11 protein-coding genes are annotated in these 13,222 nt (G+C 72.8%); 4 read left to right on the top strand and 7 right to left on the bottom strand.

Translation table 11 applies throughout. The features are described from left to right. From ESG85_RS34105 to ESG85_RS34080, 6 genes are all read right to left on the bottom strand, one after another. On the bottom strand, positions 1–180 hold a 180-nt coding region (locus tag ESG85_RS34105), incomplete at its 3' end, for a methylenetetrahydrofolate reductase (RefSeq protein WP_181019190.1). After that, the gene (gene metH / locus ESG85_RS34100; RefSeq protein WP_128985044.1) at positions 177–3,650 is read right to left on the bottom strand and encodes a methionine synthase; all 3,474 of its coding nucleotides are present in this window, start codon (positions 3,648–3,650) and stop codon (positions 177–179) included. The genes ESG85_RS34105 and metH, both read right to left, overlap by 4 nt. Next, entirely contained in the window at positions 3,650–4,693 is a 1,044-nt protein-coding gene (locus tag ESG85_RS34095) for a carbohydrate kinase family protein (protein WP_128985043.1), read from the bottom strand. The genes metH and ESG85_RS34095 overlap by 1 nt, the downstream gene beginning before the upstream one ends. Positions 4,694–4,745: 52 nt before the next feature. After that, complete coding sequence (gene metK / locus ESG85_RS34090) at positions 4,746–5,942, bottom strand: methionine adenosyltransferase (protein ID WP_128985042.1); 1,197 nt, start codon at positions 5,940–5,942, stop codon at positions 4,746–4,748. Between the two features lie 53 nt (positions 5,943–5,995). Beyond that, positions 5,996–6,340: an antibiotic biosynthesis monooxygenase family protein gene (locus tag ESG85_RS34085; RefSeq protein WP_128985041.1), complete on the bottom strand. Its 345-nt coding sequence runs from the start codon at positions 6,338–6,340 to the stop codon at positions 5,996–5,998. A gap of 138 nt (positions 6,341–6,478) precedes the next feature. Further along, the gene (locus ESG85_RS34080) at positions 6,479–7,165 is read right to left on the bottom strand and encodes an SDR family NAD(P)-dependent oxidoreductase (RefSeq protein WP_128985040.1); all 687 of its coding nucleotides are present in this window, start codon (positions 7,163–7,165) and stop codon (positions 6,479–6,481) included. 176 nt (positions 7,166–7,341) lie between these two features. Between ESG85_RS34080 and ESG85_RS34075 the strand changes: the two genes are divergently transcribed. The 4 genes from ESG85_RS34075 to ESG85_RS34055 are packed head-to-tail and all read left to right on the top strand — an operon-like array spanning position 7,342 to position 11,648. After that, on the top strand, positions 7,342–8,370 hold the full coding sequence (locus ESG85_RS34075; RefSeq protein ID WP_128985039.1) for a methyltransferase: 1,029 nt from the start codon (positions 7,342–7,344) through the stop codon (positions 8,368–8,370). A gap of 7 nt (positions 8,371–8,377) precedes the next feature. Further along, positions 8,378–9,469 (top strand): LLM class flavin-dependent oxidoreductase, encoded by a 1,092-nt coding sequence (locus ESG85_RS34070; RefSeq protein WP_128985038.1) that lies wholly within the window; start codon positions 8,378–8,380, stop codon positions 9,467–9,469. 8 nt (positions 9,470–9,477) lie between these two features. After that, positions 9,478–10,809: a nucleotide disphospho-sugar-binding domain-containing protein gene (locus ESG85_RS34065; RefSeq protein WP_181019189.1), complete on the top strand. Its 1,332-nt coding sequence runs from the start codon at positions 9,478–9,480 to the stop codon at positions 10,807–10,809. Next, on the top strand, positions 10,803–11,648 hold the full coding sequence (locus ESG85_RS34055; protein ID WP_128985037.1) for an LLM class flavin-dependent oxidoreductase: 846 nt from the start codon (positions 10,803–10,805) through the stop codon (positions 11,646–11,648). The genes ESG85_RS34065 and ESG85_RS34055 overlap by 7 nt, the downstream gene beginning before the upstream one ends. Before the next feature lie 164 nt (positions 11,649–11,812). Here the strand turns inward: ESG85_RS34055 and ESG85_RS34050 are convergent, their stop codons facing one another. Continuing rightward, positions 11,813–13,015 carry an IS110 family RNA-guided transposase gene (locus ESG85_RS34050; RefSeq protein WP_128980710.1) on the bottom strand — a complete coding sequence of 401 codons (1,203 nt, stop codon included), beginning with the start codon at positions 13,013–13,015 and terminating at the stop codon, positions 11,813–11,815. Positions 13,016–13,222 lie beyond the last annotated feature (207 nt).

The following is a 13,222-nucleotide window of genomic DNA, read 5'->3' as shown; positions in this document are numbered from 1 at the left end:
CGTCCGGTCCCGGGACGAGCCGCCGGCGCCGTACGTCACGGAGACGAAGTCCGGTGCCAGCGCCTCGACCCGCCGGATCGCGTCCCACAGGGTCCGCTCGCCCTTGTCGGTCTTCGGCGGGAAGAACTCGAAGGAGAAGGTCGGTGACGGCGGTGCTTCGGTGGGGGAAGGGGAGGTCATCGGCCGCCTCCCGCGTTGAAGTAGGTGGCTTCGGGGTGGTGGACGACGAAGGCGTCGGTGGACTGCTCGGGATGCAGCTGGTACTCCTCCGACAGCTCCACCCCGATCCGCGAGGGATCGAGCAGTTCGGCGATCTTCGCCCGGTCCTCCAGGTCCGGACACGCCGGATAACCCAGCGAGTAGCGGCAGCCCTGGTACTCGGTGCGGAACATGCCGGCCACGGACGCCGGATCGGACCCGCCGATGCCCCACTCCGCCCGTACCCGCGCGTGCCAGTACTCGGCCAGCGCCTCCGCCAACTGCACGGACAGGCCGTGGAGTTCGAGGTAGTCGCGGTAGGCGTCGGCGGCGAACAGCTTCGCCGTCTCCTCGCCGATCCGCGACCCGACGGTGACGACCTGGAGACCGACCACGTCGACCTCGCCGGTCTCCTCCGCCCGGAAGTAGTCGGCCAGACACAGTCGCCGGCCGCGTTCCTGACGCGGGAAGGAGAACCGGGTCCGCTCGCGTCCGTCCTCGTCCAGGATGATCAGGTCGTCACCCTTGGACACACAGGGGAAGTAGCCGTGGACCACGGCCGCTTCGAGCAGCCGCTCGGTCTGCAGCCGCTCCAGCCAGCCCCGCAGCCGCGGCCGGCCCTCCGCCTCGATCGTCTCCTTGTCCTTCAGCCCCCACTGCCCCTTGAACAGCGCACCCTCGTCCAGCCAACTCGCGTACTCCGCCAGCTGAATGCCCTTCACCACGCGGGTGCCGAGGAACGGTGCCGTCGGTACGGGGTTGTCCGCGGCCACGTCCGAACGGCCCGCCGGCTCCGACCCGGGTGCCTCGGCCCGCGCGGTCGCCGTGGTCCGGGCGGCGATCCGGCGGCCGCGCAGCTCCGGCAGGGTCGCGCCCGGTACACCGCGCTTGACCGCCATCAGGGCGTCCATCAGGCGCAGGCCCTCGAAGGCGTCGCGGGCGTAGCGGACCTCGCCGTCGTACAGCTCGTGCAGGTCCTGCTCCACGTACGCCCTGGTCAGCGCCGCACCACCGAGGATCACCGGATACCTGGCGGCCAGCCCGCGGCCGTTCAGCTCCTCCAGGTTCTCCTTCATGATCACGGTCGACTTCACGAGCAGACCCGACATGCCGATCACATCGGCTGCGTGCTCCTCCGCGGCCTCCAGGATCGCCGAAACCGGCTGCTTGATACCGAGGTTGACCACCTTGTAGCCGTTGTTGGACAGGATGATGTCGACGAGGTTCTTGCCGATGTCATGGACGTCGCCGCGCACGGTGGCGAGCACGATCGTCCCCTTGCCCTCCGCGCCCTCGACCTTGTCCATGTGCGGCTCCAGGTAGGCCACCGCCGTCTTCATCACCTCGGCCGACTGGAGCACGAACGGAAGCTGCATCTGCCCCGAGCCGAACAGCTCGCCCACCGTCTTCATGCCGTCGAGCAGCACGTCGTTGACGATCTCCAGCGCCGGGCGCCCGGCCAGCGCCTCGTCCAGATCCGCCTCCAGACCGTTCTTCTCGCCGTCGACGATCCGCCGCTTCAGCCGCTCCTCCAGCGGCAGCGCCGCCAGCTCCTCCGCCTTGGAGGCCTTCACCGAGGCGGAACTGACGCCCTCGAAGAGGTCGAGCAGCCGTTGCAGCGGGTCGTAGCCCTCCCGCCGCCGGTCGTACACGAGGTCCAGCGCCGCCTCGCGCTGCTCCTCCGGGATCCGGGCCACCGGCAGGATCTTCGACGCGTGGACGATCGCCGAGTCCAGGCCGGCCTTCACGCACTCGTCCAGGAACACGGAGTTCAGCACCGCACGGGCGGCCGGGTTGAGGCCGAAGGAGATGTTGGACAGGCCGAGGGTCGTCTGGACGTCCGGGTGGCGCCGCTTCAGTTCGCGGATCGCCGCGATCGTCTCGACGCCGTCCCTGCGGGACTCCTCCTGGCCGGTGGCCAGCGTGAACGTCAGGCAGTCGACGAGGATCGCGGACTCCTCGATCCCGTACGCGGTGGTGAGGTCGGCGATCAGCCGTTCCGCGATCTCGACCTTCTTCTCCGCGGTCCGCGCCTGCCCCTCCTCGTCGATGGTCAGCGCGATGAGCGCGGCGCCGTGCTCACGGGCCAGCGAGGCGATCCGCCCGAAGCGGCTCTCGGGACCGTCGCCGTCCTCGTAGTTGACCGAGTTGAGCACCGCACGCCCGCCCAGTTTCTCCAGGCCGGCCCGCAGCACCTCCGGTTCGGTGGAGTCCAGGACGACCGGGAGCGTGGACGCGGTCGCCAGCCGGCCGGCCAGTTCCCGCATGTCCGCCGCGCCGTCCCGGCCCACGTAGTCCACGCACAGGTCGAGCAGATGGGAGCCGTCGCGGATCTGGTCGCGGGCGATCTCCACGCAGTCGTCCCAGCGGCCCTCCAGCATGGCCTCGCGGAACCTCTTCGAGCCGTTGGCGTTCGTCCGCTCGCCGATGGCGAGGTACGAGGTGTCCTGCCGGAACGGCACCGCCTGGTACAGCGACGCCGCCGCCGCTTCCGGGCGCGGAGCGCGCGGCGCCAGGGCCCGGCCCCGTACCCGCTCCACCACCGCGCGCAGGTGCTCCGGCGTCGTGCCGCAGCAGCCGCCGACGAGCGACAGGCCGTACTCGCGGGTGGAGGTGTCGTGGGCGTCGGCCAGTTCCTCGGGCGACAGCGGGTAGTGGGCGCCGTCCTTGCCGAGCACCGGAAGGCCGGCGTTCGGCATGCAGGACAGGCCCACCCGGGCGTGCCGGGCCAGATGGCGCAGGTGCTCGCTCATCTCGGCCGGGCCGGTCGCGCAGTTCAGGCCGATCATGTCGATGCCGAGCGGTTCCAGGGCGGTCAGCGCCGCCCCGATCTCCGAGCCGAGCAGCATCGTGCCGGTGGCCTCCACCGTCACCTGGGCGAGGACCGGCAGGTCGAGTCCGGCCTCGGTCAGGGCCTCCCGGCAGCCGAGGATCGCGGCCTTGGCCTGCAGCAGGTCCTGGCTGGTCTCCACGAGCAGCGCGTCCGCGCCGCCCGCGATCAGCCCCGCCGCGTTCTGCCGGTAGCCCTCGTGGAGCACGTCGAACGTGGTGTGGCCGAGGGTCGGCAGCTTGGTGCCGGGTCCGATCGAGCCGAGCACCCAGCGGGTCCGCCCGTCCCGCGCCGCGAACGCGTCCGCGATCTCCCGCGCGATGCGGGCGCCGGCCTCGGACAGTTCACGGATCCGCCCGGTGATCCCGTACTCGCCGAGCGCCGCGTGGTTGGCGCCGAAGGTGTTGGTCTCCACGCAGTCGACGCCGACCGCGAAGTACGCCTCGTGCACCGACCGCACGATGTCCGGGCGGGTCACGTTCAGGATCTCGTTGCAGCCCTCCAGCTGCTGGAAGTCCGCCGCGCCGGGGTCCTGGGCCTGGAGCATGGTGCCCATGGCGCCGTCCGCCACCACGACCCGGGTGGCCAGGGCCTCGCGCAGCGCCTCCGGTGCGCGTGCCATCAGCCGGCCACCTCCGTACGGCGGGCGGAGCCCGTGATCCCGGGAGGGGCCGCGGGTCCTCCTGCCGGGCCCGTGAGTCCCGGGGCGATCTCCTCCGCCGCCTCCGCGCCGTACGCGGCGGCGAGACGGTCGAGCAGGGCTGGCGCGGACAGCGCGTACTCCTGCGTGCCGACCGACTCCAGGACCGTGGTGGCGAGGGCGCAGCCCAGGCGCGCCGAGCGTTCGAGCGGCCAGTCCCGGGCGATGCCGGCGAGGAAGCCGGCCCGGAAGGCGTCGCCGACGCCGGTCGGGTCGGCGACCCGGTCCGCCGGCACGGCCGGCACGGTGAGCGCGGGACGCCCGGCGCGCCGGACGGCGACGCCGTCGGCGGCGAGCGTGGTGACCCAGGTGCCGACGCGGGCCAGGACCTCGGTCTCGCTCCAGCCGGTCTTCTCCAGGAGCAGGGCGGTCTCGTACTCGTTGGTGAAGAGGTAGCGGGCCCCGTCCACCAGTTCCCGCACCTGCGCGCCGTCGAGGCGGGCGAGCTGCTGCGACGGGTCGGCGGCGAACGGCACCTGGAGTTCCCGGCAGGTGCGGGCGTGCCGCAGCATGGCCTCCGGGTCGTCCGGCGACACCAGGACCAGGTCGAGCCGTCCGGTGCGGGCGAGGACCTCGCGCAGGTCGATCTCCCGGGCCTCGGCCATCGCCCCGGCGTAGAAGGTGGCGATCTGGTTCTGGTCGAGGTCGGTGGTGCAGACGAAACGGGCGGTGTGGAGGGTGTCGCTGATCCGCACGTGGTCGACGACCACGCCGTGCTGCTTCAGCCGGACCTGGTAGTCGGCGAAGTCGATGCCGGCCGCGCCGACCAGGACGGGCGCGAGCCCGAGCCGGGCCAGGCCGAAGGTGATGTTGGCGGCGACGCCGCCGCGCCGCACCTCCATGCTGTCGGCGAGAAAGGACAGGGAGACGTTCTCCAGGCGGTCGGCGAGCAGTTGGTCGGCGAACCGGCCGGGGAAGGTCAGCAGATGGTCGGTGGCGATCGAGCCGGTGACAGCGATACGCACCGGGTACCTCCTCGGGTCCGTGGGGGAACAGGAGCGGGGGCGGGGACGGCCGTCAGACGGCACGCGCGGCGGCGGCCAGCTTCTGCGCGCGGTCGGTGCGTTCCCAGGTGAACTCCGGCAGCTCGCGGCCGAAGTGCCCGTAGGCGGCGGTCTTCGCGTAGATCGGACGCTTCAGGTCCAGGTCGCGGATGACGGCCGCCGGGCGGAGGTCGAAGACCTCGAGGACGGCGTGCTGGATCCGGTCGAGCGGGACGCTCTCCGTCCCGAAGGTCTCCAGGAACAGGCCCACGGGCTCGGCCTTGCCGATCGCGTACGCGACCTGCACCTCGCAGCGGCGGGCGAGCCCGGCGGCGACGACGTTCTTGGCGACCCAGCGCATCGCGTACGCCGCCGAACGGTCCACCTTCGACGGGTCCTTGCCGGAGAACGCGCCGCCGCCGTGCCGGGCCATGCCGCCGTACGTGTCCACGATGATCTTGCGGCCGGTGAGGCCGGCGTCGCCCATCGGCCCGCCGATCTCGAAGCGGCCGGTCGGGTTGACCAGGAGCCGGTAGCCCTCGGTCGCGATCGACAGCTCCTGGAGCACCGGCTCCACCACCAGCTCGCGGACGTCGGGCGCGAGCAGCGAGTCGAGGCCGATGCCCGGCGCGTGCTGGGAGGAGACCACGACGGTGTCCAGGCGCACGGCGCGGTCGCCGTCGTACTCGATGGTGACCTGTGTCTTCCCGTCCGGGCGCAGGTACGGCAGCGTGCCGTCGTGCCGGACCTCGGCGAGGCGGCGGGACAGCCGGTGCGCGAGGGAGATCGGCAGCGGCATCAGCTCGGGCGTGTCGTCGCAGGCGTAGCCGAACATCAGGCCCTGGTCGCCCGCGCCCTGCCGGTCCAGGTCGTCCACCTCGTCGCCCTGCCGGGCCTCGTAGGCGGTGTCGACGCCCTGAGCGATGTCCGGCGACTGCGCGCCGATGGACACCGACACGCCGCAGGAGGCGCCGTCGAAGCCCTTCGCGGAGGAGTCGTAGCCGATGGCGAGGACGGTCTCGCGGACCAGGCTCGCGATGTCGGCGTACGCGGCGGTGGTGACCTCACCGGCGACGTGCACCTGACCGGTGGTGATCAGGGTCTCGACGGCGACGCGGGAGGACGGGTCCTGGGCGATCAGCGCGTCGAGGACCGTGTCGCTGATCCGGTCGGCGATCTTGTCCGGGTGGCCCTCGGTGACCGACTCGGAGGTGAACAGACGACGTGTCACGGCAGGTGCTCCTTGGGTGTCGGGAATGCGGGGAATGCGGGGCGCGTCGCCGGTCAGCGGACCCGTGTCCCGGCGGCCGGTCCGAGCCGGTGCACGACCCGGGTGAGGCGCATCTCGCCGCCGGTGCGGAAGGGCCGGAGGCGGCGGCGGTTGTCGACGTGCGCGGCGCTGGTCTCGAAGGCGCGGAAGGCGGGCTCGTCGGTCCAGTCGGTGATCACCCAGTAGACCCCGCCGTCCTCGACGTCCCGGACCAGGGTCTGGCCGAGATTGGCGGGCTCGGCGGCGATGCGGGTGCCGATGTCGAGCCAGGTGCTTTCGAACTCCCGCTCCGTGCCGGGGCGGATCTCCATCCTGAGCAGCACCCGGAAGGGCGGGTGCGGCCCGGCGCCGTGGTCCATGGCGGAACTCCTCGCTGGGTCGGGTGACGTGGCCGTGGCACCGTGCCGACACCGCATCGAGGAGTGCTCAAGACCCGAGCCAGCCCGCGGCCCGCCGGTCCGTGCGGACCCTCGGCGGCACGCGCCCCGGCGACGCCCTCACCACCCCAGCACCTGCTCCCCCCGCCGGAAGGTGCCGCTCGGCCCGCCGTCCGGCAGCAGCGCCGCGTCCGCGACGTCCACGGCGGCCTCCTCGGCGGTGCGCCGGCCGCCGGGCATCATCCGGGTCCGGGTCGGGCCCGGGTTGACGGCGTTGACCAGGACCCCCGTCCCCCGGGTGGCGGCCGCGAGCATCTGCGTCAGACCGTTCAGACCGGCCTTCGACACCGCGTAGCCGGGGCTTCCGGTGAACAGGCCGTTGCTGAACGAGCCGGTGCCGCTGGACACGAACACCACCCGGCCCCAGCCGCGTTCGACCATGGCGGGCACGAAGGCCTGCGCCACCCGCCAGGAGCCCAGCAGGTTCACCTCCAGGGTGCGCTCCACCACCTCCACCGGCACCGACAGCGGATCGCCCGCGCCGTCCTCCAGGAGCACGCCCGCGTTGCCGACCAGGACGTCCACCGGGCCGACGGCGTCCCTCGCCCGCGCGATGCTCTCCGGGCTCGTCACGTCGAGCACGCGGCCCTCGGCGCCCGGACCGAGTTCGCGGGCGGTGGCGGCCGCGGCCCCGGCGTCCCGGGCCGTCACCACCACCCGCAGCCCCCGTGAGAGCAGTTCCCCGGCCACGGCCCGTCCGAGGCCCCGGTTGGCCCCGGTCACGAGCGCCACGCGCCGATCCGCCATCACGTCTCTCCCCTCACCGCTGTCAGCTGTCCTGCCGGCCGGATCGTGCCGCCCGCACCTCGACTTCCGCTGGTGCCCGAGGAGTTCACGAGCGGAGCCGCCGCGCGCTCCAGCGGGCTTCGAGGCGGGTGCTGAACCATCCACGCGTCCCGTCATCAGGAGAAAGGACTCTGTCGGTGACGACTCACACTTCCGCTGCGGATGCGTCCAGCCCCGAGGGTCTCATCCGGCTCGGTACCGCCTTCTGCGACGCCAAGATCCTGCTCAGCGCGCTGGAGCTGGACGTCTTCTCGACGCTCGCCGCGAAGCCGCTGACCCTTCCGGAGCTCTCGGACGTCATCGGCCTGCACCCGCGCGGAGCCCGCGACTTCGTCACGGCCCTGGTCACGCTCGGCGTCCTGGAGGCCGACGGCGAGCACTACCGCAACAGCCCCGGCGCGGACCGCTTCCTGGACCGCGGCAAGAACACCTACGCGGGCGGCTTCCTGGAGCGCGCCAACAGCATGCTCTACCCGGCCTGGACCCACCTCACCGACGCGCTGCGCACCGGCGAGCCGCAGGTCAAGGGCAAGGACGGCGACATCGTCGCCCAGATGGCCGACAGCCGGGAACACCTGGACCAGTTCCTCGCGATGATGGACTCGCTCAACAGCCAGGTCGCGCCGAAGCTGGCCAAGGCCTTCGACTGGACCGGCCGCACCGACTTCGTCGACGTCGGCGGCGCCCGCGGCAACCTCTCCGCGCTGCTGATCGCCCAGCACCCGCACCTCACCGCCAAGGTCTTCGACCTGCCGCACGTCGCGCCCGCCTTCGACGACCACATGAAGCGCCTCGGCACCCAGGACCGGATCGCCTTCACCGGCGGCGACTTCTTCAAGGACCCGATGCCGTCGGGCCAGGTCCTCGTCATGGGCCACGTGCTGCACAACTGGTCCGCCGAGCAGCGCCTCGGACTGATCCGCAAGGCCTACGACGCGGTCGAGCCGGGCGGCGCGCTCCTCGTGTACGACCGGATGGTCGACGAGCGGCCCGCCGACCTGGTCAACCTGCTGATCAGCCTGGACATGCTGCTCGTCACCCACGGCGGCTCCGAGTACTCCGTCGAGGAGTGCCGCGGCTGGATGACCGAGGCCGGCTTCGGCCGCACCGAGGCGAAGGTGCTCAGCAACACCGACTCGCTGGTCATCGGCCACAAGGAAGGGTGACCCCGCCATGCGACTGGGGATCAACCTCGTACCCGAGGACTGCGCCCGCACCGCCCAGGAGGCCGAGCGGCTCGGCTTCGACGTCGCCGCGGCTCCCGAGGGCTTCCGCTCCGACGCGATCTCGGTGCTCGGCTGGGTGGCCGCGCGGACCACCCGGATCGGTCTGCTGTCCACGGTCATCCAGATCCCGGCGCGGACCCCGGTCGCCATGGCCCTGGCCGCGGCCACGCTGGACGGCCTCTCGGGCGGCCGGTTCCGGCTCGGCCTCGGCATCTCCAACAGCCATGTCACCGAGGGCTGGCACGGCGCCCCGTTCGCCCGGCCGCTCGCCAGGACCCGGGAGTACGTGGACGTCGTACGGCGCGTCCTCGCGCAGGAGCCGGTCACGTACGAGGGCCGGCACTACGCCCTGCCGCTGCCCGGCAGCGACGCGGGACCGTTCCGGCTGCCCGGCCCGGTCCGCCGGGACCTGCCGGTCTACCTGGCCGCGGTCGGCACCCGCGGCCTGGAGCTGACCGGGGAGATCGCCGACGGCTGGGTGGGCGTCTTCTGCACGCCCGAGCACACCAAGCGGGCGCTCGACGCGCTGCACACCGGGCGTCGCAGGGCGGGCAGGGAGAAGGACGGCTTCGACGCCTTCCTGTCCGCCCCGGCCGCGGTCGGCGAGGACGTCGAGGCCGCCGCCGCGCCGATCCGGCCGTACGTCGCCCGGTTCATGAGCCTCGGCGACCGGGAGAGCAACTTCTACTTCCGGCTCGCCGCGCAGATGGGCTACGCGGCGGCGGCCGAGGAGGTGCAGGACCGCTTCCAGGCGGGCGACGCGACGGGCGCGGCCCGGGCGGTGCCGCTGGAGTTCATCGACTCCACCTCGCTCCTCGGGCCGCCCGCCCGGATCGCCCGGCGGCTCACCGAGTACGCGGCGGCCGGGATCACCACGCTCGGCATCTCGCCGTACGCGGACACGACCGAGGCGCGGATCGCGGTCATGGAGACGGTGGCCCGGGCCCACCGCGAGGCCGGTCTGCCGGGAACGACCACCGGCATGCCGGGTGGCGACGGAGTGCCGGCAGCGACCGGGCGGCCCGGACGGGAGGGGTGAGGCGGACGATGCGCGTCCTGTTCGTCAGCTGGGCCTGGCCGACCCACTTCTACCCCATGGTGCCGCTCGCCTGGGCGCTGCGGGCCGCCGGCCACGAGGTGCGGGTGGCCACGACGCCCGCCCTCGCGTCCCATGTCACCGCCGCCGGACTGCCGTTCGTGCCGGTCGGCCGCGACCTGGACGCGGTCGCCCGGATCCGCGAGTACATCCCCGGCCGGGGCTCCGGCACGCCCGGCCGCGGCCCCCGCGCGGTGTCGCTCTTCACCGACCTGGCCGACGCCATGGCCGACGACCTGGTGGCGTTCGCCCGGGCCTGGCGCCCCGACCTCGTGGTGCACGAACCCACCGCCTACGCCGGTCCGCTCGCGGCGGCGGCCTGCGGCGCCCGCACCGTGCGGCTGCCGTGGGGCGCCGATCTGATGCACCGTCAGGCAACCCTGGACGCCGAGGAACGCGAACTGGCACCGCTGTACGCGCGCTTCGGTCTCGACGGCCCGGGCGCCCCGCGTAACCCCGGCACGCTCACGGTGGACCTGTGCCCGCCCGCGATGCAGGTGCCCGAGGAGTCCCGGCCGGGCCCGCTGCACCGGCTGCCGATGCGCTACGTGCCGTACAACGGCGCCGGCCGGGTGCCGGTCCCGCTGCCGCCCGCCGAGCGCGGACGGCCCCGGGTCTGCGTGACCTGGGGCACCACGGTCGGGCGGCTCGACCCGTCGATGTTCCTCGCGGGCGAGGTGGTCGACGCGCTCGACGCGCTCGACGTCGGGATCGTCGTCGCGGTCGACGCCTCGCAGCGCCGGCTGCTCCGCGGCCTGCCCGAACGGGCCAAGGTGATCGAGTCGGTGCCGCTGCACTGTGTCCTGCCGCACTGCGACCTGGTCGTCGCCCACGGCGGCGCCGGCACCATCCTCACCGGCCTCGCCCAGGGGCTGCCGCAGCTCGTGGTGCCGCAGTTGATCGACCACACCTTCAACGCCCTGCGGTTCACCGCGACCGGCGCCGGACTCTCCCTGCACCGGGAAGAGGCCGGCCCGGAGGGCCTGCGCGCCGCCGTCCTCGCGCTGCTCGAAGAGCCGTCGTACCGCAAGGCGGCGGAGGAGATCCGGGCGGAGAACGACCGCAGGCCGACTCCGGCGCGGGTCGCGGAACAGCTCGCCCGGTTCGCGGGCTCCGCTGAGCCGCCGGAACCCACCGGGTCCGTCGAGATCGCCGCATCGGCCGCATCCGCCGCATCCTCCGCATCCGTCGAATCCCCTGCATCCGGCGCATCCGGCGCATCCGTCGAATCCGCCGCATCCGCCGCATCCGCCGCATCCGTCAAAGGAGGCCGGCCGTGCTGATCGGAGTGGGACTGCCCGCCACCGTCCCCGGCGCCGAGGGGGAGCGGATCACCGACTGGGCCCGGCGTGCCGAGGGCCACGGATTCTCCACCCTCGGCGTGCTCGACCGGCTGGTGTACGACAGCTACGACCCGCTCGTGGCCCTGACCGCGGCCGCCGCCGTCACCCGCGGGATCGGGCTCGCCACCACGGTGCTCACCGCCCCGTACCGCAACAACACCCCGCTGCTCGCCAAGCAGGTCGCCTCCCTCGACCGGGTCAGCGGCGGCCGGCTGACCCTGGGCCTCGCCGCGGGCAACCGTGACGACGACTTCACCACCTCGGGCGTCGACCCCGCCGTGCGCGGCAAGCTGCTCGACTCGATGCTCGCCGAACTACGGGACACCTGGCGCGCGGACGGCCCCGGCGGGGTCGGCCCGGCCCCGCAGGGCGAGCTGCCGCTGATCCTCGGCGGCACCTCCCGGGCGGCCTTCCGCAGGACGGCGCAGTACGGCCGGGGCTGGATCGCCGGGGGCAGCTCGCCCAGCGGCTACCGGGCCAACGCCGAACAGGTCGAGGCCGCGTGGCGGCGGCACGGCCGCAGCGGGCGCCCGCACCTGATGACGCTGCTCTACTTCTCGCTCGGCCCGCGCGCCGAGTGGCTCGCCCAGCGCTACCTCATGGACTACTACGCCTTCTCCGGCCGCGCCGAGTCGATCGTCACCATGGCACTGACCGAACCATCCCGGTTGCGGGCCGCCGTGACGGCCTATCAGGACGCGGGCTGCGCCGAGATCGTCTTCATGCCCTGCGACGCCGGACCCGACCAGCTCGACCGCCTCGCGGACGCCGTGCTGTAGGACCCGCCCGACCGCCCCGGCGGCCCGGGCCGCTCCTTCGGCCGGCCCGCCCCGCCCCACCGGACGCCGTTCCGCCCGCGGAGCGGCGTCCGTCGTGCTGACCACGCGCCGACGCCGACGCGACCCCGCTCCGACCCCGCTCACCAGGAGTCTCAATGATGAAGTCAAGCCGCTTGCGCGACCGGCAGCTCGGGGGTGAAGACCCGGTTGTCGCGCAGGAGGGCCCACAGGACGCTGGCTCGTCGGCGGGCCAGGGCGATCACGGCCTGAACGTGCTTGCAGCCCTCGCCGCGCTTCTTGAGGTAGAAGTCTCGGTTCGGTCCCTCGCGGATGATGCTGGTCTGCGCGGACATGTAGAAGACCCTGCGCAGGCGGCGGCTGTAGCGCTTGGGCCGGTGGAGGTTGCCGGTTCGGCGGCCCGAGTCGCGTGGGACTGGCACCAGCCCGGCCGCGGAGGCGAGATGGCCGGCATCCGCGTAGGCCGCAAGGTCACCTGCAGCGACGATGAACTCGGCGCCGAGTATGGGGCCCATGCCGGGCAGGGACTCGATGATCTCGGCTTGCGGGTGGCTGCGGAACGTGTCGCGGATCTGCTTGTCGATCCGCTTGAGCCGGTCGTCCAGGTCCAGGATCTGCGTGGCCAGGTCGGCCACGATCTGGGCGGCGACGTCCTCACCCGGCAGGGCGGTCTGCTGGGCCTGGGCGGCTTCGAGTGCGGTTGCCGCGACGGCGTCGGCGCCGCGCACACTGCGGTTGGCGAGCCAGGCCGTGAGCCGCGCCCGGCCACGTCGGCGGATGGCGGCTGGGGTCTGGTAGCCGGTCAGCAGTACCAGCGCACCTTTGTGGGCGGAGTAGTCGAAGGCCCGTTCCAGGGCGGGGAAGACACCGGTCAGCACGTCGCGGAGTCGGTTGATCATTCGCACCCTGTCGGCCACCAGGTCGGTTCGGTGGGCGGTCAGCAGGGCAAGGTCCGCGGCGAGTTGGGCGGGCACTTCGATGGTGGCGAAGTCCCGGCGGTGGCGGGCGGTTTCCGCGATGACGTAGGCGTCGCGGGCGTCGGTTTCGGCCTCGCCCCGGTAGGCGCCGGACATGCGGTTGACCGTGCGGCCGGGCACGTAGACGGCCTGCTGGCCATGGGCCGCGAGCAGGGCAAGCAACAGCGCGGAGGACGTACCGGAGATGTCCACCGCCCACTGGACTTCGTCGGCCAGCTCCAGGATTTCGCCGAGTGCGGTCAGGATCTCCGACTCGTCGTTGCCGATCTTCTTCGACCACAGAGTCGCGCCGGTTTCGTCGACCACCGCCGCCCAGTGATGGCCCTTACCGGCGTCGATGCCGACCCAGACCCGGGCCCGTCGCTCGTTCACTCGCCCCTCCTCGTTCCGCACGGCGTGCCGTCGGCCCAAGGAACACCCCGCTGTCATCTCCGTAATCAGCGACCGCACAAGGCGCGCACATCTCAATCAGCAGTCAGGGCGCCCCGGAGAACCGGGCGGCCACTCCTGAGAAGCCACTGAAGGCAAGAACCCATAAGCCACACCCGGCCCTCCCGGGCCACCAAACAACTTACGGAG

The organism is Streptomyces roseicoloratus (assembly GCF_004117935.1).
Classification (GTDB): domain Bacteria; phylum Actinomycetota; class Actinomycetes; order Streptomycetales; family Streptomycetaceae; genus Streptomyces; species Streptomyces roseicoloratus.
This window is presented reverse-complemented; position numbering and strand designations above follow the sequence as displayed.